Source organism: Pseudomonas fluorescens Q2-87 (assembly GCF_000281895.1).
Taxonomy (GTDB): Bacteria; Pseudomonadota; Gammaproteobacteria; order Pseudomonadales; family Pseudomonadaceae; genus Aquipseudomonas; species Aquipseudomonas fluorescens_S.
The window spans coordinates 446,627-472,215 of sequence record NZ_CM001558.1 but is presented as its reverse complement, the minus strand read 5'-3'; the positions used below and the strand labels follow the sequence as shown (position 1 = coordinate 472,215).

Genomic DNA, 25,589 nt, shown 5'->3' with positions numbered 1-25,589 from the left:
GCAATTCCTGGATAACTGTTTAGAGAGCAGGTTTGTTGGAAGCAGCAAGCGAAGTCGCTGTTTGCAGATAATGTTCAGCAACGTCCAGCATTCGATTGGCAAAACCCCATTCGTTGTCGAACCAGGCCAGGATGTTCACGAGCCGTGGCCCGGAAACCCGGGTCTGGCTGGCATCGACGATGGCCGAATGCGGGTCATGATTAAAATCACAACTGGCATGAGGCAACTCGGTATAGGCCAGCAAGCCTTTGAGCGGGCCGCTGGTGGCGGCTTCGCGCAAGATCCGGTTGACCTCGGTGGCGTCGGTATCGCTCACGGTCTGCATCGTAATATCGAGGCAGGACACGTTGACCGTCGGCACCCGCACGGCTTTGGCCTGAATTCGCCCCGCAAGTTCCGGCAACAGCCGCTCGATACCGCGCGCCAGACCAGTGGACACCGGAATCACCGACTGGAACGCCGAACGGGTACGGCGCAGGTCTTCATGATGATAGGCGTCGATCACCGGCTGGTCGTTCATCGCCGAGTGGATGGTGGTGATCGATACGTATTCCAGGCCAATGGCCTGGTCCAGCAGGCGCAACAGCGGCACGCCGCAATTGGTGGTGCAGGACGCGTTGGACACCAGCAGCTCTTCACCGGTCAGGCAATCCTGGTTCACACCGTAGACGATGGTGGCGTCGACATCCGCTTCGCTGGCCATCGGCTGGGAGAACAGTACCCGTGGCGCGCCGGCCGCGAGGAAACGCTGGCCGTCGTCACGCGTGTGGTAGGCACCGGAGCATTCGAGCACCAGGTCGACATCCAGGGATGCCCAATCGATGCCTTCGGGGGTGGCACTGCGCAGGACTTTCACGCAATCGCCATTGATATGCAGACAATCGCCCTCGACCCGCACTTCGCCGGGAAATCGGCCATGGGTGGAGTCAAAGCGTGTCAGGTATTCGATGCTAGCCATGTCGGCCAGGTCGTTGATGGCCACGATTTCGAACCCAGCCTTGCTTCCTCGCTCGAACAACGCACGCAAGACGCAACGACCAATCCGGCCGTAGCCGTTGAGTGCAACTTTGTAGGGACGCGGTTGGGGCATGGGGTTCTCGATTAGCGTGGTGAATCCTTCAGCTCAGTATTGCCTGGGCCGGCGCTTTCGCGAGCAAGCCCGCTCCCACATTTGGAATGCAATCTCATGTGGGAGCGGGCTTGCTCGCGAAGGCGTCAGTCCAGACGACGCAACTTTCGGATCAGTCTTCCAGCAGCTCTTCAGCCTGGCCCAGGATGTTTTCCAGGGTGAAGCCGAATTCCTCGAACAGCGCCGGCGCAGGCGCCGATTCGCCGTAAGTGGTCATGCCGATGACGCGGCCTTCCAGGCCCACGTACTTGTACCAGTAATCGGCGTGAGCGGCTTCGATGGCGATCCGTGCGCTGACTTGCAGCGGCAACACGGCTTGCTTGTAGCCGGCGTCCTGGGCATCGAACACGCTGGTGCATGGCATGGACACAACGCGCACGTTGCGACCTTGCTCGGTCAGCTTGTCATAGGCCTGGACGGCCAGGCCGACCTCGGAACCGGTGGCGATCAGGATCAGCTCAGGCTCACCGATGCAATCCTTGAGCACGTAGCCACCGCGGGAGATATCGCCGATCTGGCCGGCATCGCGGGTTTGGTGCTGCAGGTTCTGGCGGGAGAAAATCAGCGCCGATGGGCCGTCGTTACGCTCGATGGCGTGCTTCCAGGCCACCGCCGACTCCACGGCGTCGCATGGGCGCCAGGTATCGAGGTTCGGGGTGCAGCGCAGGCTCGCCAGTTGCTCGATCGGCTGGTGAGTCGGGCCATCTTCGCCCAGGCCGATGGAGTCGTGGGTGAACACGTACAGGATGCGTTTTTTCATCAGTGCCGACATGCGCACGGCGTTGCGGGCGTATTCCATGAACATCAGGAAGGTCGCGCCGTAAGGCACCAGGCCGCCGTGCAGCGCGACGCCGTTCATGATCGCGCTCATGCCGAACTCGCGAACGCCGTAGTACATGTAGTTACCGCTGGCGTCTTCAGCCGTCACGCCCTTGCAGCCTTTCCACAGGGTCAGGTTGGAACCGGCCAGGTCGGCCGAGCCGCCCAGCAGTTCCGGCAGCAGCGGGCCGAACGCGTTCAGGGTGTTCTGGCTGGCCTTGCGGCTGGCGATGGTTTCGCCCTTGGCGGCGACTTCAGCGATGTAAGCCGAGGCTTTTTCAGCGAAATCGGCGGGCAGCTCACCGCTGAGGCGACGGACCAGTTCATTGGCCAGCTCAGGGAATTCAGCGGAATAAGCCGCGAAACGCTGGTCCCACTCGGCTTCGAGCGCACGACCTTTTTCCTTGGCATCCCACTCGGCATAGATGTCGGCCGGGATTTCGAACGGGCCGTGGTTCCACTTCAGGGCAGCGCGGGTCAGGGCGATTTCCTCGGCACCCAGCGGCGCGCCGTGGCAGTCTTCCTTGCCCTGCTTGTTCGGCGAACCGAAGCCGATGGTGGTCTTGCAGCAGATCAGGGTCGGCTGGGCGCTCTTGCGCGCGGTCTCGATGGCGGTCTTGATCTCTTCCGGATCATGGCCGTCGACGTTGCGGATCACCAGCCAGTTGTAGGCCTCGAAGCGCTTGGGGGTGTCGTCGGTGAACCAGCCTTCGACTTCGCCGTCGATGGAAATGCCGTTGTCGTCATAGAAGGCGATCAGCTTGTCCAGGCCCAAGGTGCCGGCCAGGGAGGCGACTTCATGGGAAATGCCTTCCATCATGCAGCCATCACCCAGGAATACGTAGGTGTGGTGATCGACAACGTTATGGCCCGGGCGGTTGAACTGCGCAGCCAATACTTTTTCTGCCAGGGCAAAGCCGACGGCGTTGGCCAAGCCTTGGCCCAGCGGACCGGTGGTGGTTTCCACGCCTGGGGTGTAGCCATATTCCGGGTGGCCTGGGGTGCGGCTGTGCAACTGGCGGAAGTTCTTCAGGTCATCGATGGACAGGTCATAGCCGGTCAGGTGCAGCAGCGAGTAGATCAACATCGAGCCGTGGCCGTTGGACAGCACGAAGCGGTCACGATCGGCGAAGGCTGGGTTGCTCGGGCTGTGCTTGAGGTAATCGCGCCAAAGCACCTCGGCGATATCCGCCATACCCATAGGGGCACCGGGATGGCCGCTGTTGGCTTTCTGCACGGCATCCATGCTGAGGGCACGAATGGCATTGGCACGCTCACGACGGCTGGGCATCGCTGATCTCCTGCGGGAATTGAATCGAGAATGAATAAAACGAAACTGAAAAAAGGCGAGCATTTTCCCTCACCCACCCGCTCCGGGCAATGACAGATAGTCATCCTGAAGCGTTTTTCCGGTGGATAAGGCCGCATTCGCCAGATGAAACCTTTCCGCTCATGGTCGGTAGAGTCAAGCACATCCCGGGAAGTGCCTTTTATCGTGCAATATCAAAACTTTTTGATATTGAACTTGCAGGGATTCAACCCCCTCTCTAGACTGCGGCACTATGAATTTACCCGCGCCCTCCATCCGCCATGACGATTGCGATGAGCTGGCGGCCCTTTGCAAGGCCGGCGGCGATCCGCTGCGGCTCAATGTATTGCGCGCCCTGGCCAACGATTCGTTCGGCGTGCTGGAGCTGGCGCAGATCTTCGGCATCGGTCAGTCCGGCATGAGCCATCACCTGAAGGTACTGGCCCAGGCCGACCTGGTGGCGACACGCCGCGAAGGAAACGCGATCTTCTATCGCCGCGCCCTGCCCCACACCGACCTTCTGGGCGGCATGCTGCACGCCGCCCTGCTGGATGAGGTGGATGCGCTGAACCTGCCGAGCGACGTGCAGGCGCGCATCGCCCAGGTCCACCGGCAACGGGCCGCCGCCAGCCAGGATTTTTTCGCCCGGGTGGCCGAAAAGTTTCGCGCCCAGCAGGACCTGATCGCCGGCCTGCCGCAGTACCGCGAGAGTGTCGTGGCGTTGCTCGACAAATTGGGTTTCGATTCCACGGCGACGGCGATTGAGGTCGGCCCTGGCGACGGCGCATTCCTGCCGGAGCTGGCACGGCGTTTCAGCCAGGTCACGGCGCTGGACAACAGCCCGGCCATGCTCGAACTGGCACGCCAGGTGTGCGAACGCGAAACGCTGGCTAATGTAAGCCTGCAGTTGGCCGACGCCTTGGACGGTGTGGGCCTGCAGGCCGACTGCGTCGTATTGAACATGGTGCTTCACCATTTCGCCGCACCGGCCGATGCGCTTCGGCACATGGCCGGCCTGCTGCAACCAGGCGGCAGCCTGCTGGTAACAGAGTTATGCAGCCACAACCAGAGCTGGGCCAGGGAGGCCTGCGGGGATCTCTGGCTCGGGTTTGAACAGGACGACCTGGCCCGCTGGGCCACCGCCGCGGGCCTCGTGCCCGGAGAAAGCCTCTATATTGGCTTACGTAATGGTTTCCAGATCCAGGTTCGCCACTTTCAGCGACCGACTGGCACACTCACCAACGGTAACTTGTAGGAATACATCGAGATGAGCGAATACTCCCTTTTCACCTCCGAGTCCGTGTCTGAAGGGCATCCGGACAAAATCGCCGACCAGATTTCTGATGCGGTGCTGGACGCCATCATTGCTGAAGACAAGTTCGCCCGCGTGGCGTGCGAGACGCTGGTGAAAACGGGCGTGGCGATCATTGCCGGCGAAGTCACCACTTCGGCCTGGGTCGACCTGGAACAGATCGTTCGCGATGTCATCCTGGGCATTGGCTACAACAGCTCCGACGTTGGCTTCGACGGCGCGACCTGCGGCGTGATGAACATCATTGGCAAGCAATCCCCCGACATCAACCAAGGCGTTGACCGTGCCAAGCCTGAAGACCAGGGCGCCGGCGACCAGGGCCTGATGTTCGGCTATGCCAGCAACGAAACCGACGTGCTGATGCCGGCCCCGATCACTTTCTCGCACCAGTTGGTGCAACGCCAGGCCGAGGCCCGTAAATCCGGCTTGCTGCCGTGGCTGCGCCCGGACGCCAAGTCCCAGGTGACGTGCCGTTACGAAGGCGGCAAAGTGGTCGGTATCGACGCCGTCGTACTGTCGACCCAGCACAACCCTGATGTGTCCTACAAAGACCTGCGCGAAGGCGTGATGGAGCTGATCGTCAAGCACGTGCTGCCTGCCGAGTTGCTGTCCAAGGACACCCAATTCCATATCAACCCCACTGGCCAATTCATCATCGGTGGCCCAGTGGGCGATTGCGGCCTGACCGGTCGCAAGATCATCGTCGACAGCTATGGCGGCATGGCCCGTCACGGTGGCGGCGCGTTCTCCGGCAAGGACCCATCGAAGGTCGACCGTTCGGCAGCCTACGCCGGCCGCTATGTGGCCAAGAACATCGTGGCCGCCGGCCTGGCCGAGCGCTGCGAGATCCAGGTGTCCTACGCCATCGGCGTCGCCCAACCTACGTCGATCTCGTTGAACACCTTCGGCACCGGCAAGATCGGCGATGACAAGATCATCAACCTGGTCCGTGAAGTGTTCGACCTGCGCCCGTACGCCATCACCACCATGCTCGACCTGCTGCACCCGATGTACCAGGACACCGCAGCCTATGGCCACTTCGGTCGTACGCCGCAGACCAAGACCGTGGGCGACGATACCTTCACCACGTTCACCTGGGAAAAAACCGACCGCGCCGACGCCCTGCGCGCCGCTGCCGGCCTGTAAGACCGCCGGAGACGAAAAGTCCCCCGTGGTGAGAGAGCTTGCTCCCTCACCACGGGGGACCTTCAGTGAATCTAGGCTCGCCGTGCCACCAGCAAAAACGAAGCCGCACTGGCCAGTAATCCCGCACACATCCGGTTGAACAGGCGCTTGCCGCTGGGCCGGGCGAACAACCGCCGCGCATGGATGCCCATGTAGCAATACAAGCCGATGGCGACGCATTCCAGCGCCAGGAATAACCCGCCCAGTATTGCGAACTGCTGGGTGACGGTGCCCGCGCGGTCGACGAATTGCGGCAGGAACGCGGTGAACAGCAGGATTGCCTTGGGGTTGCCAATCGCCACCAGGAATTCCTGACGCGCCAGGCTGCTCATGCTCATCGAGACGACTGCGGCGTCGCTGTCGGCCTCGGGCCGGGCTCGCCACAACTGCACGGCCAGGTAGAACAGGTAGCCGGCCCCGACAAGCTTGATTCCCAGGAACAGCAACTCCGAGGTGTGCAGCACCGCCGTCAGCCCCACTGCCGCCAAGGCGATCATGATCGCAAAAGCCACCAGCCGACCGACCCCGCCGCTGCATGCCCGGACGAAGCCATAGCGCGAGGCATTGCTGATGGACAACAGGTTATTGGGTCCCGGTGCCATGTTCAGCGCAAAGCAGGCCGGAATGAAAACGGCAAGTGTCGTCAGGTCCATTGTGAGAGCTCCCGGCCGGGGTGGATCGAACATCCATTCTGCGCCGGCCACGGCTGGGTTCAAGGGACAGTTGCGCGGCTAAATCACACCGCACTGTACCGCCGTGATTGTGCCATCAGGCTTCGTAAAACCCGGTAACGCAACGGGACTCGCAGCCCGTGCACCGACGTCTAGCCTTCAAAGACTCAACCAAGCAAGGATGCTTTGATGCCAGCGTTATTGTTCACACTCACCTTCCTTTTATTTCTTTCAGCCCCGGCCGTTGCGGCGACCTGCCCCGACTGGCCGATCGAACGCGCCCGGGCAGAAATCTCCGCCCTGCAACAGCAAATCGATAGCTGGGACGACAGTTACCACCGCCTCGGTCGCTCGCGGGTGGCCGACGAACTCTATGATCAGTCCCGCACGCAACTGGATCAGTGGCGCAGCTGTTTCGACTTGCAGAAGTCGGCCAGCCCATTGCGCACAGCGCGCGGGAAGGTGCCGCACCCTGTCGTGCATACGGGTCTTGAAAAGCTCAAGGACGTCGAGGCCGTGCGGGCCTGGCTGCACGGACGAGCGGACGTCTGGGCCCAGCCGAAAGTCGATGGCGTGGCGGTCACCCTGGTCTATCGCGCGGGTCGCTTGCACCAGGCGATCAGCCGCGGCGATGGTGTCCAGGGCCATGACTGGACCCCTAATGCGCGCAAGATCGGCGCCATCCCCCAACAGCTGAGCCAGCCCCTCGACCTGCTCGTTCAGGGCGAGTTGTACTGGCGCCTGCTCAGCCATGTACAGGCCAGCAGCGGCAGTCTCAACGCCCGCGGGACCGTGGCGGGCCTGATGGCGCGCACGAACATGACGGCGCAAGAGGCATCGGACATCGGCCTGTTTGTCTGGGAGTGGCCTGAAGGACCGGACACCCTGCCCGAGCGAATGGCCGCGCTGACGGCGCTGGGTTTCGCCGACACGCTCGACTACAACCAGCCGGTCCAGGCACTGGCCGATGCCGAACACTGGCGCGACCACTGGTATCGCACGCCGCTGCCATTCGCCAGTGACGGAATTGTCCTGCGCCAGAGCCGCCGTCCACCCAGTGATCGCTGGCGGGCCCGGGTGCCGTTCTGGAGCGTGGCCTGGAAATACCCGTATGCCCAGGCCTTGGCCGAAGTGCGCAAGGTACGCTTCAAGATCGGCCGCACCGGGCGCATTACCCCGGTGCTGGAACTTGAACCCATCAAGCTCGACGACCGCTGGATCCGCCGGGTGAGCGTCAGCTCCCTCAAGTATTGGGAGGACATGGATATCCGCCCCGGCGACCGGATCGCCATCAGCCTCGCCGGGTTGACCATCCCGCGGCTCGATGGCGTCGTCCTGCGCAGCGTGGTCCGCCAGGACCTCAGTGTCCCGCGGGCAGCCGATCATCACTTATTGAGTTGCTGGCAACCTACAGCTGGCTGCGAGAGCCAGTTCCTGGCACGCCTGGACTGGCTCAGCGGCAAGCACGGTCTTGCCCTGCCCCATGTCGGCCCGGGCACCTGGAAAAAATTGTTGGCCGCCGGTCGACTCGACGGATTGCTCGATTGGTTGACCCTCGATGCTGCCGGGCTTGCTACCATTGCCGGCTTCGGCGAACGCAGTAGCGCGCGCCTGCTCGACAGCCTGGGTGAAGCCCGGCAACGTCCTTTCGGGCAATGGCTCAAGGCACTTGGCCTTCCGCCCGCCGGCGAGGCCCGGCTGGAAGGACCGTGGCAGGCGCTGGCCGAGCGCAGCACCGAACAATGGCAAGCCGAGGCCGGCATCGGAGCGGGTCGCGCCGCGCAATTGAGCGCGTTTTTTCGCGACCCGCAGGTGCTGGCCTTGAGCGACGTATTACGCGCCGCCGGAGTCGACGGTTTTTAATCCGGGCCCGTGCGGTTGAACCCAAGGGGCCAACATGCGTTCCAACAGCGCATCTGTGTCGACCCGCTCGCGATTTTTTTACGGAGTTGCTATGAATTTCCTGTCCCCCGTTGCCCTGCTGGTCTTATGCAGCGCCATGGCCGCCCCCTCGATGGCGGACGAGCAAGCACCGGAGCTTACCGGCTGCGCGGCCAAGCGCCAGGGCATCATCAACCAGATCGAGCTGGCCAAGTCCCGTGGCAACAAGGATCAGCAAGAAGGCCTGGAAACCGCGCTGAACGAAGTCACCACGCATTGCACCGACGCCTCCTTGCGCAAAGAGCGGGAAAACAAGGTGCTCGACGCCAAGCACGAAGTCAGCCGGCGCCAGGCCGACCTGGAAAAAGCCATGAAGAAAGGCGACGCCGAACGCATCAACAAACGCAAGGACAAGCTGGCCGCCTCCCGCAAGGAACTGCAGGAAGCGGTCGATGAGCTAGATCAGTAGTAGCTGCCTTTATTCAATGATCCCGAAACTTCTTATGACAGGCGCTGCAAGCATCCTCGACTTTCTGCACCGCCGGCGCCAAGTAGCTGGCCTTGTAGGGCTGCACCTTGCTGGCGATCACCAACTCGCCGGTGGCGGCTTCAAGATTGCGGGCCAGGTCTTGGAAATGTGCCTGCTTTTGCCAGACATCATCCAGGGCGCTGGTGTGGTCCTGCTCGCGTACTGGCGGGAAGTGCTTCCACGGCTCATGGGACAGTTGATCAAGCTTCACCGCGCCTTCGGCGAAACGCGCACCGTCGAACGGGACTCGGCCGCGCAACATGCCGCCCAACTCTTCGTTGGTCTTGAGCATCTGCTTGAAGATCGCCTTGCGTTGGCCCAGCGGGGAATTGGGATCGACACCGCCACAAGCGGACAACATCAGGCACGCCAGTACGGCCATGGAAAATCGTTTTACAAACATCTTGGCCTCGGGGGGCAGGAAACGGCGGTTAGTATCCTCGGGTCACCGGTAAAGACCAATGCCCCTATCAACAATACGGGTTGTTTGGGCGCCCCATAAAGCGCTCGAATGGCTGCAAAGGAAATCTTCATGAACAGCCGCTTCAAGACCTGGCACAAAGGCCTGGCGTTGACCCTACCGCTGATCGCGCTGCTGGCCGGCTGCAATCGCGGCGAAAAGGTCGAAGCGCCGCAGACCCACGCGCTCGCCACGTATGCCAGCGCGCCGTGGGAAGCCTTACCGTCGGTGTCCGACAAGGATTTGCTGGCCGGTTTCGGCTCTTGGCGCAGCGCTTGTACCCGGCTCAAGGCCGATGCGACGTGGGGGCCCACCTGCGCGGCAGCGGCCAATGTGCCGCAGACCGCACAGGCCGTTCGCAGCTTTCTGAAACAGAACCTGGACGTCTATGGCCTGCGTTCGGGCGACAACAGCCCCAACGGCCTGATCACCGGTTACTACGAGCCGGTCTACCCCGGCAGTCTCACCCGGACCGCTACCGCGAATATCCCGGTGTACGGGGTGCCGGAGGACATGATCATTGTGTCACTGGACAGCATTTACCCCGAACTCAAGGGTAAACGCCTGCGCGGTCGCCTCGAAGGCCGAGTGCTCAAGCCCTATGACGACGCAGCCACCATCGAAAACAATGGAGTGAAGGCCCCCGTCATCGCCTGGCTGACAGACCCGATGAACCTGCAATTCCTGCAAATCCAGGGCTCGGGTCGCATCCGCCTCGACGATGGCCGCCTATTGCGTATCGGCTATGCCGACCAGAATGGTCATCCTTATCGCCCCATTGGCCGCTGGCTGGTGGAACAGGGGGAACTGAAAAAAGAAGACGTCACCATGGGCACCATCAGTGCCTGGGCCAAGGCCAACCCGAACCGCATTCCTGAGCTGCTGGGCAGCAACCCCAGCTACGTGTTTTTCAATCGCAACCCTGACAGCAACGAAGGCCCGCGCGGCTCGCTGAACGTACCGTTGACCGCGGGCTACAGCGTGGCGGTGGACCGCAAGGTGATTCCGCTGGGCAGCCTGCTGTGGCTGTCCACCACGCGCCCCGACGGCAGCGCCCTGAATCGCCCCGTCGCCGCCCAGGACACCGGCGGCGCAATTACCGGCGAAGTACGGGCGGACCTGTTCTGGGGCACGGGCGAGGCGGCAGGGCAACTGGCCGGGGACATGAAGCAACAGGGGCAGATCTGGATGCTCTGGCCCAAGGGCATGGCGTTGCCCCAAGTGCCACAGGTGGCGAATGCGGTTAGCGCCAATCCCTAAGGAATGAGGTGCTTTGTCCGGCCCCATCGCGAACAGGCTCGCTCCCACAGTTGATCTCCAGTGGACACATATTTTGTGTACGGCTAGATCCAATGTGGGAGCGAGCCTGCTCGCGACAGGGCCAGTACAGACGCCGCCGATTCAACCGCCAGCCTCAGACCGAAACGAAGAAGAAACTCAACACCAACCCTACGCCCACGAACCACACCAGCGAGCGCAGGATCGCCCAGTCCGCCAGGTAGCAGATGATGTACAACAGGCGGCTGGTGATGAACAACACGGACAACACATTGATGGTCACCAGCTCGGCATTGCCGGCCAGGTGCGCGACGATCACGGCGGCGGCAAAAAACGGGGTGATTTCAAAGCTGTTCAATTGCGCGGCGTATGCGCGTCGAGGTGCGCCTTCAAGCGTTTCGAGGAAATCCCGAGGGTCGTAATTATCCCGCAACCGGTATTTCCCACCGACCTTGGCGATTGCAATACAGAGGTAAGGCAAGAGAAAGGCAATCAACACGCACCACAGGGCAACCGTCATGAAGCAGTTCCTTCTTTGAGTTTTAGAGAAATCACGAGTCAGGGCGCCGGTCAGAATTTCATCACCAGCATGCCCGCCAGCACCAGCCCGCAAGCTAAGAGCCGCGGCCGGCCGAAAGGTTCTTTCAGGTAACGCATGCCGAACAACACCACCAGGATCACACTGATCTCCCGCAGCGCCGCCGCTTCGGCGATCGACCCCAATTGCATGGCCCAGAGCACCAGAGCGTAGCTGAACAATACACAGAACCCGACCGCCAGCCCCAGCCGCCACTGCTCACGCCAGAACCGCATGAACGCCGGCCGCTTGGCGACCAACGTCAGCAGCGGGAACGGCCAGGCGCTGAGCAACGTGACCCAGACCAGGTAATCCAGCGGATGGGACCAGCGCCGCAGGGCGTGGCCGTCGATAAAGGTGTAGCAGCCAATGCACAAGCCGATCAGCGCCACCACCGGCAGCATCGACCAGGGCAGCCGCGCCCCGCCACCGCCCTGCCACAACAGGCAGAGCATGCCGAACGGGATCAGCAGGATGCCGACGATCTGCTGGGTTGTCAGCGCTTCACCGGCGAAGATAAAAGTCAGGACCAGCACCACCAGCGGCGACAACCCTCGCATCAGCGGATAGACCAGCCCCAGGTCACCGACCCGATACGCCTGGATCAGCAAATAGCGATACAGCAACTCGAACGCCGCCGACGCCAGGATCCACGGCCAGATGTCCACGGGCGGCAGGGCCACGAAGCCCAGGGCCAGGGCGACGAACAGCAACGCGACGCTGTCCATGCACGCCACCACCAACAGACGCTCGCCACTGAACTTGATCAGCGTATTCCACGCCGCATGCAACAGCGCCGCAACCAACACCAAGGCCGTCGCAAGCACGGCACGCTCCTTATTCCATCCAGAGAATTGATTCGCGATCCATCGGCAGCGGTTTATACTGCTGGCGACCACGCCGCATTCAGTTGCGCATAAGCCAATTCCAATAATTCCGTCGCTGCCCTGTTCGTTCGAACCGGGGCGCCGGCATGCGTATGCCTGATCAGAGCGTCAAGACTACAGACAGAGACCCTGCGCATGCCACTCGCCTTGCTTGCTTTGGCCGTCGCCGCTTTCGGCATCGGCACGACTGAATTCGTCATCATGGGCCTGCTGCCCGATGTCGCCCGTGACCTGGCGGTGAGCATTCCCCAGGCCGGGCTGTTGATCACCGGCTACGCCCTGGGCGTGGTGTTCGGCGCACCGATCCTGGCCATCGGCACCGCGAACATGCCGCGCAAGGCAACGCTGCTGGGCATGACGCTGATGTTCATCCTGGGCAACGTGCTCTGCGCCCTGGCGCCGAACTACACCACGCTAATGGCCGCCCGGGTCATCACTGCCCTGTGTCACGGGGCGTTCTTTGGCATCGGTTCGGTGGTGGCCGCCGGGTTGGTGGCGCCGAACAAACGGGCCCAAGCGATCGCAATGATGTTCACCGGCCTGACCCTGGCCAACGTGTTGGGCGTGCCGTTGGGCACGGCCCTGGGGCAATACGCCGGCTGGCGCTCGACCTTCTGGGCGGTGTCGGTCATCGGCGTGATCGCAGCCATTGCCCAATGGGTCTGGCTGCCCAAGGACATCCCCATGGAAAAAGCCAACCTGGCGAGCGAGTTCAAGGTCCTGGGCAAGGTCAACGTGTTGCTGGCCCTGGGCATGAGTGTGCTGGCCTCCACCAGCCTGTTCAGCGTGTTCACCTACATCGCACCGATCCTGCAGGACATCACCGGCGTCAGTCCGCACGGCGTGACGATCATGCTGCTGTTGTTCGGTGTCGGCCTGACGGCGGGCAGCTTCCTTGGCGGACGGCTGGCCGACCGGCGCCTGCTACCGTCGCTGGTGGCCATGGCCCTGGCCGTGGTGCTGGTGCTCGCCGCGTTCAGCCAGACCAGCCAGTCGGTGATACCCGCCGCCATCACCCTCGTGCTGTGGGGCATCTTCGCCTTCGCCCTGTGCCCGATCTTGCAACTGCTGATCATTGACCAGGCCCACGAAGCCCCGAATCTCGGCTCGACCCTGAACCAGAGCGCGTTCAACCTCGGTAATGCGGCCGGGGCGTGGATTGGCGGGTTGGTGGTGGCCAGCGGGGCTGATTTGGCCGACTTGCCATGGACGGGGGCAGCTGTCGGCGGCCTTACGGTATTGACAGCCTTGTTCTTTATTCATCGGCAACGACGCTTGGCGGCAGTGGCTGTTTGATCATCTGAGAAACCTGCCCGGCCCGCGAGCGAATGGGCAACACTTTCAGTAGGATTTTGTCCTCATGCGTGCGAGCTGTTTTACCGACCGTCTAGGAGCCTTGTTCTAGAGCGCTTTCCATTGAGATTCGCCGACTGCCGTTTGCAGCCAGCGGATATTTGTCCAGTTGAGTCACAACGCAATTAGTCTTCAGATAATGCTTACAGTTCGGTCCCCCTCTTGGGCACACGGAACGAACCCGAATGCTAGAAATTTCGCAATACAATCCTTCCCTTCACGCTTGTGAACACGTAGACCCGCTTGCCAAACAAGCCCCCCCTGAAGGCCCCCAACAATTGCTCTGCGGCGCGACAGACCGGTCGATCACTCTCGTTCGAAATGAGGACGGTAGCGTCCAGGTCAGTATGAATCGGCCGCCCATCACAGAAGTGGTCCTGAGCGGCGGTGGCGCCAAGGGGGTGGCTTATTCCGGCCTCGTCGATACGCTCGAAGCCAACGGCCTCATGGACTTTATCGAAACGTTCTTAGGTGCCTCTGCGGGGGCCCTAGCGGCCGCTTTACTCGCCTGCGGTATGACTCATGCCGGCTTCGACAGGATCTCCGACGACATCTCCCTCGTTAAGTTGCTCAACAGCAGCAAGGACGAGGTTTCAATCTGGCAGGACAGGTTGTCGAAATTGGGCGAGCAATTGAAAAGCATTCCCCTGGCGCAATTGCTCTGTGATCTGTTGCCACGCCTGGGCTCCAAGGGGATGCCGCTGGAGGAACTGATCAGAAAGGAATCCTGCGCGGCGCTTTTGCAATGCTGCGAAAAGCACCCCACACCTCTTTCCACAGAAGCGCAAAAAGCCGTTGCCAACGTGGAAATAAACCAGCACGTCACCTTTGCCGACCTGGCAGCGCTGAGCAAAGATATCCCGCAGATCAAGACGCTAGAAATCACCGGCACCGCCATGTTCGAGGAAGGTACGCAATCAGTGTTCTTCAACGCGAACCTGACCCCGAACATGGACATTGCCGTGGCAGCACGTATCTCCGCGTCGCTGCCGGTGGTGTTCAGCAAGCCGACCCTGCAAGGGCAGCCGTTCCAACCCATGGGCACCACCACGGCATTTGCCGATGGCGGCATCCTGAACAACACACCGGTACCTGCTATCTATAACCCGACTGCCTCGACGAGCCCGATCCCGAACGGCGAGCACTTGATACTGGTATTCGACACTGAAAAATCAGGCCAGGAAACCCAGCGGGGGACGGGTATGTCAGCCCTGATCGATAGACTTCTCAAGGCCCCCCATACGGCCAGCTCTGTGTGGAATGCCGAGCAACTGAAGCGTTTTGACGAACATACCGTCGTCGTACCGCTGAAATTCAAAGAAGGCGATCACTCCGGCCTGAGGGGAACGGTCGATTTCAATATGCCCAAGAAGACAAAGAATTTTCTTCAGGAAGAACTGCGCAAGGCTGTCCAAGCCCATCTGGACGAGCGCAACGCCACTCAGCTAACCTATTCGTTTGCCTCAATCAGGGAGGCCCTGCTGGCGTTTGACGACAACACGTTAGAGCAGCTAAGCGCAGAGCTGGAGCACGACGAAGCCTGCGCCGAGGTGATCGCCTTCAGGCGGCACGCACAACTGGCGCTGAAAGAATTAAAGGAATCGATCAAGACAGCAAACAAAACGTCCTCCAAGCTTGAACCCACCCAAGAGATGCACATGCCTATCTGGGCCCTCGACCAGCTTGCGGATCAGCCCGACCAGTTGGAATGGCTGGCAAAACGCCTCAATCACGGCAATGACCCGGACTTCATGCAGTTCCTGCAGGCCGCCGCCGAGTGGGACAAAGGCGCGCCCAGCGCCATTTCCGTGGTGACCCAGCACGCCGTCGAGAAAATGCATCTGCAAGACGTTGCCACCCGCGCCCATAACGTCGTGCAACACGTACTGAATCCCGCGCGCTTTCTCGGCGGCCAGCCCGATGCGAACATCAAGCTGATCAACGGGGCCATTCGGGAATTGCAAGAGGTGCAAGATCCAAAGGCGTCCAAAAATTCACTGGAACAGAAGATCGCGTTCAACAATTCACTTGAACGGGTCATCGCGAACTACAGGTCGCGCTACACGGGGCTGCTCGATCCGGAGTCAAAAACCCGCACGACACTGCGCAACATGCGATTCAAATAACCGCCACGCCCACCGGGAGCCTATAAATCGGCTCCCCCTACTCCGAGTCGCTGCGCCGCGCTGGCGCAGCAGATGGCTTACCTCTGGGCAGGCTCACTTCGCTACGAATCTGCGCATGGCTGATCAGCGCAAAAATAAAGCTGCCACCGATGATATTCCCCGCCAACGTCGGCCCGGCGAACACCAGCCAGAAGTCCTCCCACGACAGTTGCCCGGCAAAGACCAGATACGACACCTCGGCCGAGCCGACCACGATGTGGGTGAAATCGCCCAGCGCCATCAAGTAGGTGATGAGCGTGATGATCCACATCTTGGCGCTTTCCATCGACGGGATCATCCAGACCATGGTGGCGATCATCCAGCCAGAAATGATGCCCTTGGCGAACATCTGGCCGGTGTCGTTTTCCATGACCTTGCGGCCGATCTCCAGGAATGCCTGGTCGGTGGGCTTGTCGAAAATCGGCAGGTGCAGCATCACGTACGCCACCAGCAAGGTTCCGCAGAGGTTGCCCACCAGCACCACGCCCCACAGCCGCAGCAGCCGGCCGAAATTGGCCAGCGTGGGGTTGCTCATGACCGGCAACACGGCAGTCAGGGTGTTTTCGGTGAACAATTGCTGTCGAGCCAGGATCACCGCGAGAAAACCGGCGCAGTAGCCAAAACTGGCGATCACCTTGAAGCCTTCGTGATCCGGCAACCGCGAGTTGAGCAACCCCATCGCCATCAGCGACAGGCCCATGGTCAACCCCGCCGCCAGGGCCGACCACCAGAGCGCGGCAATACTGCGCTCCAATTCCTGATTGCCCTGGGTGCGGATGATTTCATGCAGCACCGCCGCCCGCGGCGGCTGGTTGCGGTCGACTTCGTGTTGCTCCTGGGCCGAAAGGTCAGGGGTCTTGCCTTCTTCGTGGGTATCCATACAGCTCCTGAACCGGTGGCGTGATGTACCTACGACACGCGGCGTCCGGAGCTGTTCAGTGTGGGCCAATGTTCACGGGGGCCTGAAGCCGCCTCTCACTCGCTGGTGATGCCGTCCTGGAACTGATCCTTGACGTACTTGATCTCCGTCCGGCCATGGGGCGCGGGCAAGCCGTCTTCGCCGAGATTGACGAAGACCATTTTTTCCACCGTCAGGATGCTTTTGCGGGTGATCTTGTTGCGCACTTCACAGGTCAGGGTGATGGACGTGCGGCCAAATTCGGTAGCGGTGATACCCAGCTCGATGATGTCGCCCTGGCGCGAGGCGCTGACGAAATTGATTTCCGAGATGTACTTGGTGACTACGCGCTGGTTGCCCAACTGGACGATGGCGTAGATCGCCGCCTCTTCGTCGATCCAGCGCAACAGGCTGCCGCCGAATAGCGTGCCGTTGGGGTTGAGGTCTTCGGGCTTGACCCATTTGCGGGTGTGGAAATTCATGTTCACTCCTGAGCGTCTGGCCGATGAATAGCCGCATCATGGCAGACCGGGCGGTCAGGCTCTAGGTCGCGAGCCCTATGACAGCTATCGGCAGTTTTGATTTGCCGACAGAAACCCTTTGGAAGATCCGATTAGCCCGTTATAATCGCCCCGCTTTACTTCGGCCCACGCTTTGGGCCGTTCCCGCCACCTGTCCGAGGGGCGCTGCAGCAGGTTCGACCTGTCAGGCTCGGATGGGGCGTTGTCTGTACGGGGCTACCCGCACCGACACTAAACGCACAACGGCGCCCATTCGCATACATTACGAATGGAGGCTCTTCATGAGCGCTGTTATCACGCCTGCAGATTTTACCGACTACAAAGTCGCCGACATGTCCCTCGCCGCCTGGGGCCGTCGCGAAATCATCATCGCCGAATCCGAAATGCCAGCCCTGATGGGCCTGCGCCGCAAATACGCCGGCGAGCAGCCGCTCAAGGGCGCGAAGATCCTCGGCTGCATCCACATGACCATCCAGACCGCCGTGCTGATCGAAACCCTGGTTGCCCTGGGTGCCGAAGTACGTTGGTCGTCCTGCAACATCTTCTCGACCCAGGACCAGGCCGCTGCCGCCATCGCCGCCGCCGGTGTCCCAGTGTTCGCCTGGAAAGGCGAGACCGAGCAGGAGTACGAGTGGTGCCTGGAGCAGACCATCCTCAAGGATGGCCAGCCGTGGGATGCCAACATGATCCTCGACGACGGCGGCGACCTCACCGAGCTGCTGCACAAGAAGTACGCAGCCGTGCTGGACAAGGTTCACGGCGTCACCGAAGAGACCACCACCGGCGTACACCGTCTGTTGGACATGCTGGCCAAGGGTGAGCTGAAGATCCCGGCCATCAACGTCAACGACTCGGTGACCAAGAGCAAGAACGACAACAAGTACGGCTGCCGTCACAGCCTCAACGACGCCATCAAGCGCGGCACCGACCACCTGTTGTCGGGCAAGCAGGCGCTGGTGATCGGCTACGGTGACGTGGGCAAGGGCTCGGCCCAGTCCCTGCGCCAGGAAGGCATGATCGTCAAGGTATCGGAAGTCGATCCGATCTGCGCCATGCAAGCCTGCATGGACGGTTTCGAACTGGTTTCGCCGTTCGTCGACGGGATCAACGACGGCACCGAAGCCAGCATCGACAAGGCGCTGCTGGGCAAGATCGACCTGATCGTGACCACCACCGGTAACGTCAATGTCTGCGATGCGAACATGCTCAAGGCCCTGAAGAAGCGCGCCGTGGTTTGCAACATCGGCCACTTCGACAATGAAATCGACACCGCTTTCATGCGCAAGAATTGGGCGTGGGAAGAAGTGAAGCCACAGGTCCACAAGGTTCACCGCACCGGCACCGGCAGCTTCGATCCACAGAACGACGACTACCTGATCCTGCTGGCCGAAGGCCGCCTGGTTAACCTGGGCAATGCCACCGGCCACCCAAGCCGCATCATGGACGGCTCGTTCGCCAACCAGGTCCTGGCCCAGATCTTCCTGTTCGGCCAGAAATACGCCGACCTGTCGCCAGCCCAGAAAGCCGAGCGCCTGACCGTGGAAGTACTGCCCAAGAAACTCGACGAAGAAGTGGCCCTGGAAATGGTCCGCGGTTTCGGCGGCGTGGTCACCCAACTGACCAAGCAACAGGCTGACTACATCGGCGTCACCGTCGAAGGCCCGTTCAAGCCGCACGCTTACCGCTACTGATCGGCTCTATTGCCTGCTCTCCCTGTGGGAGCGGGCTTGCTCGCGAAGGCGGAGGATCAGGCGACATCAATGTTGAATGATGAACCGCCTTCGCGAGCAAGCCCGCTCCCACATTGGGATGCGCCAGGCTTTCAGCCCTACGAGTTTCCAAGGATATGACCATGTCCCAAGACCGTCGCTACAGCTTCGAGTTCTTCCCGACGAAGACCGATGCTGGGCATGAAAAACTCATCGCCACTGCCCGTCAGTTGGCCAGCTACAACCCCGACTTCTTCTCCTGCACCTATGGCGCCGGCGGTTCGACCCGTGACCGCACGATGAACACCGTGTTGCAGCTCGAAAGCGAAGTCAAAGTCCCGGCCGCACCTCACCTGTCCTGTGTGGGTGACAGCAAGGAAGACCTGCGCAGCCTGCTGACGCAATACAAGGCCGCGGGCATCAATCGCATCGTCGCCCTGCGCGGTGACCTGCCCTCCGGCATGGGCATGGCCAGCGGCGAGCTGCGCCATGCCAACGAACTGGTGAGCTTCATTCGAGAAGAAACCGGGGAGCATTTCCACATCGAAGTGGCCGCCTACCCGGAAATGCACCCCCAGGCGCGTAATTTCGAAGACGATCTGCTCAATTTCGTGCGCAAGGCCAAAGCCGGCGCCAATAGTGCGATCACGCAATATTTCTTCAATGCCGACAGTTATTTCTATTTTGTTGAGCGTATCCGCAAGATGGGTGTCGATATTCCTGTGGTGCCGGGAATCATGCCGATCACCAATTACAGCAAGCTTGCGCGCTTTTCCGACGCGTGCGGTGCAGAAATCCCGCGCTGGATCCGCAAGCAGCTGGAAGCCTACGGTGATGACAGTTCCAGCATCCAAAGCTTCGGCGAGGAAGTCATCACGCAAATGTGTGAGCGTTTGTTGCAGGGCGGTGCGCCGGGGCTGCATTTCTATACCCTTAATCAGGCCGAACCCAGCCTCGCCGTCTGGAACAATCTTAAACTGCCACGTTAATGACTTAATTCGCAGGTACAAGAAGGCCTTGGCGAACACCAAGGCCTTTTTTTCTACCCAAGAAAGCTGGAGGAATGCAGTAGATGCCCAATGGTCACAGGCTAACGACCCCCCAACTCATTTATCTGGTCTACGGGGCCGAGACCTATCACCAGGAAGCGCTGTTCAGCATAGCCAGTGCGTTGGCCGGTCTGCGCAAGACCCCGGGCGAAGCGCTGGATATCCAGGTGTTCACCGATAACCCCGCGCCGTACGAAGGGCTGCCGGTACGATTGCGCCCCTTGGATCACGAAACCCGCCAGGCCTGGATCGAGCCCCACGGATATCACTTCCGTGCCAAGCATGTGGTGATGCAAAAAGTGCTGGAAGAGGTCGAGTTAGCACTGCTGATCGACACCGATACGTTCTTCCACAGCTCCCCCCTCGATCTGTTCCGCCGTATCCGGCCGGGCACGTTGCTGTGCAACGCCTTTGGTCTGCCTTATGGCGCCAACAAGGACTCGGTGCTCTACCTGACGTTGGCAGACACATTGCGCCAACGGCAGTTGGCCGACGACCACATGCCCTTGCTGAACTCTGGAGTGATCGGCCTCACCTACGTGGACGCGTCCGTACTGGATCGCTCGATCGCCTTGATGGATGAGCTTTACCCGCTGGCGAAGGGTGCCTACACCCTGGAGGAATTCTGCCTGTCGGTGGCCGCCTATCGCTCGGTGCAGGTGCGCGAATGCCCCGACCTGATCCATCATTACTGGAGTCGCAAGCAACTGTTTCGCGCCAAGACCAAGGCCTGGCTCGACAAACACGGTGCCGCGCCCCTCTGCCAGCAAGCATTGGATGAAACCGGACAAGTCACCGCTACGCTGCCCAGGCCCCCGACATTTCAGCGACTGGCTTATAAATTGATCACCCTGGCGCTACCTCGTCATAAGCGGCAATTCATGCGTGAGATTCTCTATGGTTGCTACCGCCACACCAATCAGTTCGATCAGGCGTGCGCCCCGGTCTGGTGGGAAAAAGCCCTGGAAAACCTCGAAAATCGCCTGAAAAAGCCATTACCGGATCACGAGCTCAAACACTGGCTCGATCATCCACTGATCCGCCTGGTACTCGGTGAACGCCGCACAGCCATCTACCAACACCTGATGCAGGCAAAGGACAACTGAGGCGCAGGCCAGAGCGCTCTAGCTATTTGATGAGCTCTCGTCGTAACCTCAGGCCATGCCCGTCATTGCCCACCTACTGACTATTATTTTCCTCTTGTGCCTGAGCATGGTTGCCCGGGCCGAGAAGTTGCGCATCGTCACTGAACCCTGGGCGCCATACGTCTACGAAGAGAACGGCAAGGCCCTGGGATTGGACTACGAAACCACCGCCATTGTGTTCAAGCGCCTGGGTATCGACGTGGAATGGCAGTTCCTGCCATGGAAGCGTTGCCTGGCGATGCTGGAGCAAGGCCTCGCGGACGGTGCGCTGGACATTTTTCACAGTGACGAGCGCGAAGCCACGCTGCTCTACCCCAGCGAGCCGCTGTCGGATGTGGAGTTCGTGATGTTCTATGCCAATGCCCGGCCCCACCCGTTTCGTACCCTCGATGACCTGCGAGGCCTGACTGTCGGGACGTCGCCCGGTTACTTGTACAGCCAGGCATTCAGTGAGTCGCCGCTGTTCGAGCGTGAAACAGCACCGACCCACGAAGCCAATTTCGGGAAGTTGCAATTGGGCCGCATCGACCTGCTCATCACCGACCGCAGGGTGGGCCGGCATCTGCTTGAGCAAATGCGACTGGGCGACCAAATTACCGAAAACCCGCTGGTGGTCAGCCGTCAGAGCCAGTACCTGGCGGTGCGGCGCAACGCCGGGATGGATTTGCTGGTGCAGCGTTTTGGCGCCGAGCTCAAGCGGTTCAAGCGCGAACCGGGCTATGCCGAGCTGAGCGCCCGCTATGGCGCCGGCCCGATTGCCAAGGCTGCGCCACCCGACCCGGCCCAGACTGAAATAAACCGTTGAGCAGCAGGAAAGCGGCGCGCGGCGTTTGCTCTGTTATACTCGGGCCTTCCCGCCAGGCTCACGCCCGGACGCCCGGTCTTGCAAAAGGCATCCCGACACCGCTACAGCGCAGCTTCCAGCCCGCGCGAGCCTTGTCCGGACTCGCTTTTCAGACCCGGCAGGACCGGACGGGATGACGTCTTTTAATTGAACGTCATTCGCGCCGGGCAAGACTATCCCATTGGGCCAGGCCCTCACTAGAACAGGATTACTCATGTCCTTTGCTTCCCTCGGTCTCTCCGAGGCTTTAGTCGGCGCCATCGAAGCCGCCGGCTACACCCAGCCTACCCCAGTGCAACAGCGGGCCATTCCCGCCGTGTTGCAAGGTCGCGACCTGATGGTCGCGGCACAGACAGGTACTGGTAAAACCGGCGGTTTCGCCCTTCCGATCCTGGAGCGGTTGTTTCCCAACGGTCACCCAGACAAATCCCAGCGTCATGGCCCGCGCCAACCGCGCGTGCTGGTCCTGACCCCCACCCGCGAACTGGCTGCCCAGGTGCACGAGAGCTTCAAGATCTATGCTCGCGACCTGAAATTCGTCAGCGCCTGCATTTTCGGCGGTGTCGGCATGAACCCCCAGGTTCAGGCCATGGCCCGTGGCGTCGATGTGCTCGTGGCCTGCCCCGGCCGCCTGCTCGACCTGGCCGGCCAGGGCAGTGTCGACTTGTCCCACGTTGAAATCCTCGTGCTGGACGAAGCCGACCGCATGCTCGACATGGGCTTCGTCCATGACGTGAAGAAAGTCCTCGCCCGCCTGCCTGCCAAGCGCCAGAACCTGCTGTTTTCGGCGACGTTCTCCAAGGACATCACGGACTTGGCCGGCAAGCTGCTGCACAACCCGGAACGCATCGAGGTGACGCCGCCCAACACCACGGTCGAGCGCATCGAGCAGCGCGTATTCCGCCTGCCAGCCAGCCACAAGCGTGCACTGCTGGCACACCTGATCACCGCTGGCGCCTGGGAACAGGTCCTGGTGTTCACGCGCACCAAGCATGGCGCCAACCGCCTGGCCGAATACCTGGACAAGCATGGCCTGCCGGCCGTGGCGATCCATGGCAACAAGAGCCAGAACGCTCGCACCAAGGCCCTGGCTGATTTCAAGGCCGGCGAAGTGCGCATCCTGGTTGCCACCGACATCGCCGCCCGTGGCCTGGACATCGATCAGTTGCCTCACGTGGTCAACTTCGAGCTGCCAAACGTCGATGAAGACTATGTGCACCGTATCGGCCGCACCGGCCGGGCCGGTCGTTCGGGCGAAGCGATCTCGCTGGTCGCGCCGGACGAAGAAAAACTGCTCAAAAGCATCGAGCGCATGACCAAGCAGAAAATCGCCGACGGCGACCTGATGGGCTTCGACGCCAGCACTATCGAGGCCGAAAAGCCTGAAGTGCGTGAACGTCCGGACGTGCGTAACCCACGCAATGCTCGCGGTCCACGCGGTGACGGTCCGAATGGCACCGGCGGTGGCGGCGGTCGCAAAGACAAAGGCAAGGACAAGGGCAAGGAAAAACCTGCCAGCAACAGCCGTGGCGAACGCCCGGCTCGCGAACAGAAGCCCCGCGAAGGTACCCCGGCTCGTGAACAACAGCGTCCGGCACCACGCCCCGCGGCTGATCGTGCCCCGGACGAGTTCCTGGACGACGATGTCGATAACTTTGGTAACCGCGTCGACTACGTACCGCAGCAGAAACCGGCCCAAGGTCGCGGTCGCCGCCCAGGTGCCCCGGCGGCAGGCGCAGCAGGTGCAGGCGCCCCGCGCGGCGGCCAGCCACAAGGTCGCCAGAACGGGCCACGCAACAGCAACGGCTCGTCCACCGGCACCCCGCCGGCCAAGCGCAGCGGCCCACGTAACGGCGCACCCCGTGACGGCCAGGCTCGTCGCGACGACACTCGCCCTCGCCGCCCGGCCCGTGACGAGCAGCCTCGCCCGGAACCGGCCGTACAGAACCCGCGTGGCAACCAGCCCAAGATCATGCACAAGGAATCGAAAGCCGATCGCTTCCCGACGCCTGAGCAACTGGATCAACTGCCTAGCCGCCCACGGGGCGAGAAGCCAGCGTTGCTGACCCGCAATCGCTGAGTTTTCCAAGCCTTGAAAAATGCCCCAGGTCTTGCGACCTGGGGCATTTTCATTCGGGCGCCACTAACCTGAATGCGGGAGCGAGCAAGCCCGCTCCCATAGGGTAATGCTGTTCACTTAAGGCAATCGACAAACCCGTGGCGAGGAAGCTTGCTCCCGCTGGGCCGCGAAGCGGCCCCAAAACCGGCCAAATGCGGAGCATCAGACACACCGCACCCGCCGGTTTACGACTGCTTCGCAGCCGAGCGGGAGCAATCTCTGGCCACAGGTCCATCATCTTTCTTAAATGAACAGCATTAGCTCCCACAGGGGATTGCGCTGTTTGTTTGATTTTCTCGTGGCAATAAAAAACGCCCCTGATCGCAAGACCAGGGCCGTTTTTTGTCAGTGCGAAGATTACTTCGCTTTGACACCTTCAAACGACACGTACAGTTCAACGGAGTCGGATTGTGGACCCAGGTCCATCATTTTGCCGAAATCGGAACGCTTGATGCTGGTGGTGCCCTCGAAGCCGGCACGGTAGCCGCCCCATGGATCCTTGCCTTCACCCAGGAAAGTGGCCTTGACCACGATTGGCTTGGTCACACCGTGCAGGGTCAGGTCGCCGGTCACGTCGGCAGTGTCCTTGCCGGCAGCATTCTTACCGGTAGGCTTGACGCTGGTCGACACGAACTTGGCATCGGCGTACTTGGAAACTTCCAGGAAGTCTTTGCTGGCGATGTGCTTGTCGCGTTCGGCGTGGTTGGTGAACACGCTGGCGGTGCGCACGTTGAACTCGATCTTGCTGTCTTCAGGCTTGGCGGCGTCGAAGCTGAACTTGCCGTCGATGTCCTTGAAGGTACCGGTGATGTAGCTGTAGCCCAAGTGGCTGATCTTGAAGTCGACGAAGGCGTGCTGGCCTTCCTTGTCGACGACGTAGTCGGCGGCCATGGCCTGGCCGGCCGACAACAGTGCAGAACCGATTGCCAGGGCGGCGAGCGTCTTTTTCAACATGCTTTATATTCCTTTGGAGTCGAGGTTGAACATCAGGCTTGGCGCCCCAGCATTCGCTTGAGGGTCGCGTCACGGTCAATAAAGTGGTGTTTCAGTGCTGCCAACGCATGAAGGCCGGAAAAAATGACCAACGCCCACGCCAGGTACAGGTGAATCTCGCCAGCGACGTCTGCCTGATCGGGCAGTCCGGACACCAGCGCGGGTACTTCAAACAGGCCAAACACCGGAATCCCGACACCGTCTGCGGTGGAAATCAGGTAACCAGCGATCATCACGGCGAACAACCCGAGATACAGTGCGCTATGACCAAGCTTGGCGCTGATACGCGTCAGGCGGCCATAGCTTTGCAGGGTCGAGGGCGGCGGGCTGACAAAACGCCAGATCACTCGCAGCAACATGACCGCGAGCAGCACCAGGCCAATGCTCTTGTGCAGGTCCGGCGCGTCTTTTCGCCAAGTGCTGTAGTAATCCAGACCGACCATCCACAAGCCCAGGGCGAATAGCCCGTACACCGCCAGCGCGACGCCCCAGTGCAGAACGAGGCTGACCCAGCCATAACGAGAAGCAGAGTTGCGTAGCTGCATTGCTCATATCCTGTAAAAACTGCGACCAAGACTAGCGAGTTATCTATCGATTTAAAGCGGAAAATTTCGCTTTGAAATATCGAGAAATACGATCATCAGTCTGGTGGGGGTGGGTTAAGGAAAGATTAAAGAATAAATGATGGGTGATGGCGAGGGCACAGACAGCCGTTGGGGTCCGTAGGGACCTCATCGCGAGCAAGCTCAGGTAGAG

At 61.0% G+C, this 25,589-nt stretch carries 21 protein-coding genes, 1 pseudogene and 1 riboswitch; of the genes and pseudogenes, 12 read left to right on the top strand and 10 right to left on the bottom strand.

Annotated elements, in window-relative coordinates; translation table 11 throughout:
• Positions 1-19 precede the first annotated feature (19 nt).
• Together epd and tkt are read right to left on the bottom strand one after the other, a co-directional pair.
• Positions 20-1,090 (bottom strand): erythrose-4-phosphate dehydrogenase, encoded by a 1,071-nt coding sequence (gene epd / locus PFLQ2_RS25185; protein ID WP_003177550.1) that lies wholly within the window; start codon positions 1,088-1,090, stop codon positions 20-22.
• 151 nt (positions 1,091-1,241) lie between these two features.
• Positions 1,242-3,239: a transketolase gene (gene tkt, locus PFLQ2_RS25190; protein WP_003177549.1), complete on the bottom strand. Its 1,998-nt coding sequence runs from the start codon at positions 3,237-3,239 to the stop codon at positions 1,242-1,244.
• A gap of 271 nt (positions 3,240-3,510) precedes the next feature.
• On the opposite strand from tkt, the gene PFLQ2_RS25195 reads away from it, so the two are divergent.
• Together PFLQ2_RS25195 and metK are read left to right on the top strand one after the other, a co-directional pair.
• Positions 3,511-4,512, top strand: a complete 1,002-nt coding sequence (locus PFLQ2_RS25195) for an ArsR/SmtB family transcription factor (RefSeq protein ID WP_003177548.1) — start codon at positions 3,511-3,513, stop codon at positions 4,510-4,512.
• A gap of 12 nt (positions 4,513-4,524) precedes the next feature.
• Entirely contained in the window at positions 4,525-5,715 is a 1,191-nt protein-coding gene (gene metK / locus PFLQ2_RS25200) for a methionine adenosyltransferase (RefSeq protein WP_003177547.1), read from the top strand.
• Between the two features lie 71 nt (positions 5,716-5,786).
• Here metK and PFLQ2_RS25205 read toward each other — a convergent pair whose 3' ends face one another.
• A complete protein-coding gene (locus PFLQ2_RS25205; protein WP_003177546.1) occupies positions 5,787-6,407 on the bottom strand; it encodes a LysE family translocator in 621 nt (206 codons plus the stop codon).
• A 207-nt stretch (positions 6,408-6,614) separates the two neighbouring features.
• Between PFLQ2_RS25205 and ligB the strand changes: the two genes are divergently transcribed.
• Together ligB and PFLQ2_RS25215 are read left to right on the top strand one after the other, a co-directional pair.
• The gene (gene ligB, locus PFLQ2_RS25210; RefSeq protein WP_003177545.1) at positions 6,615-8,288 is read left to right on the top strand and encodes an NAD-dependent DNA ligase LigB; all 1,674 of its coding nucleotides are present in this window, start codon (positions 6,615-6,617) and stop codon (positions 8,286-8,288) included.
• A gap of 91 nt (positions 8,289-8,379) precedes the next feature.
• Positions 8,380-8,775, top strand: a complete 396-nt coding sequence (locus PFLQ2_RS25215) for a DUF1090 domain-containing protein (protein ID WP_003177544.1) — start codon at positions 8,380-8,382, stop codon at positions 8,773-8,775.
• 13 nt (positions 8,776-8,788) lie between these two features.
• Here the strand turns inward: PFLQ2_RS25215 and PFLQ2_RS25220 are convergent, their stop codons facing one another.
• Positions 8,789-9,238 (bottom strand): c-type cytochrome, encoded by a 450-nt coding sequence (locus PFLQ2_RS25220; protein WP_003177543.1) that lies wholly within the window; start codon positions 9,236-9,238, stop codon positions 8,789-8,791.
• Between the two features lie 129 nt (positions 9,239-9,367).
• On the opposite strand from PFLQ2_RS25220, the gene mltA reads away from it, so the two are divergent.
• Positions 9,368-10,555: a murein transglycosylase A gene (gene mltA / locus PFLQ2_RS25225; protein WP_003177542.1), complete on the top strand. Its 1,188-nt coding sequence runs from the start codon at positions 9,368-9,370 to the stop codon at positions 10,553-10,555.
• A 154-nt stretch (positions 10,556-10,709) separates the two neighbouring features.
• On the opposite strand, the gene PFLQ2_RS25230 is transcribed toward mltA, so the two are convergent.
• Together PFLQ2_RS25230 and PFLQ2_RS25235 are read right to left on the bottom strand one after the other, a co-directional pair.
• Positions 10,710-11,093, bottom strand: coding sequence for an MAPEG family protein (locus tag PFLQ2_RS25230; RefSeq protein WP_003177541.1), 384 nt, complete (start codon positions 11,091-11,093; stop codon positions 10,710-10,712).
• 50 nt (positions 11,094-11,143) lie between these two features.
• A complete protein-coding gene (locus PFLQ2_RS25235; protein ID WP_003177540.1) occupies positions 11,144-11,977 on the bottom strand; it encodes an EamA family transporter in 834 nt (277 codons plus the stop codon).
• A 195-nt stretch (positions 11,978-12,172) separates the two neighbouring features.
• Here PFLQ2_RS25235 and PFLQ2_RS25240 point away from each other — a divergent pair, with 195 nt between their 5' ends.
• Positions 12,173-13,333: an MFS transporter gene (locus PFLQ2_RS25240; protein WP_003177539.1), complete on the top strand. Its 1,161-nt coding sequence runs from the start codon at positions 12,173-12,175 to the stop codon at positions 13,331-13,333.
• A gap of 242 nt (positions 13,334-13,575) precedes the next feature.
• Positions 13,576-15,516 carry a patatin-like phospholipase family protein gene (locus PFLQ2_RS25245; RefSeq protein ID WP_003177538.1) on the top strand — a complete coding sequence of 647 codons (1,941 nt, stop codon included), beginning with the start codon at positions 13,576-13,578 and terminating at the stop codon, positions 15,514-15,516.
• Between the two features lie 37 nt (positions 15,517-15,553).
• Here the strand turns inward: PFLQ2_RS25245 and PFLQ2_RS25250 are convergent, their stop codons facing one another.
• On the bottom strand, positions 15,554-16,435 hold the full coding sequence (locus PFLQ2_RS25250; protein WP_003177537.1) for a formate/nitrite transporter family protein: 882 nt from the start codon (positions 16,433-16,435) through the stop codon (positions 15,554-15,556).
• A 95-nt stretch (positions 16,436-16,530) separates the two neighbouring features.
• The gene (locus tag PFLQ2_RS25255; RefSeq protein ID WP_003177536.1) at positions 16,531-16,935 is read right to left on the bottom strand and encodes an acyl-CoA thioesterase; all 405 of its coding nucleotides are present in this window, start codon (positions 16,933-16,935) and stop codon (positions 16,531-16,533) included.
• Between the two features lie 190 nt (positions 16,936-17,125).
• Positions 17,126-17,232: riboswitch (S-adenosyl-L-homocysteine riboswitch) on the top strand.
• Between the two features lie 23 nt (positions 17,233-17,255).
• Here PFLQ2_RS25255 and ahcY point away from each other — a divergent pair.
• The 5 genes and pseudogenes from ahcY to PFLQ2_RS25280 all read left to right on the top strand — a co-directional run bounded on the left by ahcY (position 17,256) and on the right by PFLQ2_RS25280 (position 23,801).
• Positions 17,256-18,665, top strand: coding sequence for an adenosylhomocysteinase (gene ahcY, locus PFLQ2_RS25260; protein ID WP_003177535.1), 1,410 nt, complete (start codon positions 17,256-17,258; stop codon positions 18,663-18,665).
• A 161-nt stretch (positions 18,666-18,826) separates the two neighbouring features.
• A complete protein-coding gene (metF, locus tag PFLQ2_RS25265; RefSeq protein ID WP_003177534.1) occupies positions 18,827-19,672 on the top strand; it encodes a methylenetetrahydrofolate reductase [NAD(P)H] in 846 nt (281 codons plus the stop codon).
• 83 nt (positions 19,673-19,755) lie between these two features.
• Positions 19,756-20,838: a hypothetical protein gene (locus PFLQ2_RS25270; protein ID WP_003177533.1), complete on the top strand. Its 1,083-nt coding sequence runs from the start codon at positions 19,756-19,758 to the stop codon at positions 20,836-20,838.
• A gap of 55 nt (positions 20,839-20,893) precedes the next feature.
• Positions 20,894-21,704, top strand: a pseudogene (locus tag PFLQ2_RS25275) (substrate-binding periplasmic protein); the annotation flags it as partial.
• Positions 21,705-21,935: 231 nt separating this feature from the next.
• On the top strand, positions 21,936-23,801 hold the full coding sequence (locus PFLQ2_RS25280; RefSeq protein ID WP_003177531.1) for a DEAD/DEAH box helicase: 1,866 nt from the start codon (positions 21,936-21,938) through the stop codon (positions 23,799-23,801).
• A gap of 396 nt (positions 23,802-24,197) precedes the next feature.
• Here the strand turns inward: PFLQ2_RS25280 and PFLQ2_RS25285 are convergent, their stop codons facing one another.
• Both PFLQ2_RS25285 and PFLQ2_RS25290 read right to left on the bottom strand, forming a co-directional pair.
• Positions 24,198-24,794, bottom strand: a complete 597-nt coding sequence (locus tag PFLQ2_RS25285; RefSeq protein WP_003177530.1) for a YceI family protein — start codon at positions 24,792-24,794, stop codon at positions 24,198-24,200.
• 32 nt (positions 24,795-24,826) lie between these two features.
• Positions 24,827-25,378, bottom strand: a complete 552-nt coding sequence (locus PFLQ2_RS25290) for a cytochrome b (RefSeq protein ID WP_003177529.1) — start codon at positions 25,376-25,378, stop codon at positions 24,827-24,829.
• Between the last annotated feature and the right edge of the window lie 211 nt (positions 25,379-25,589).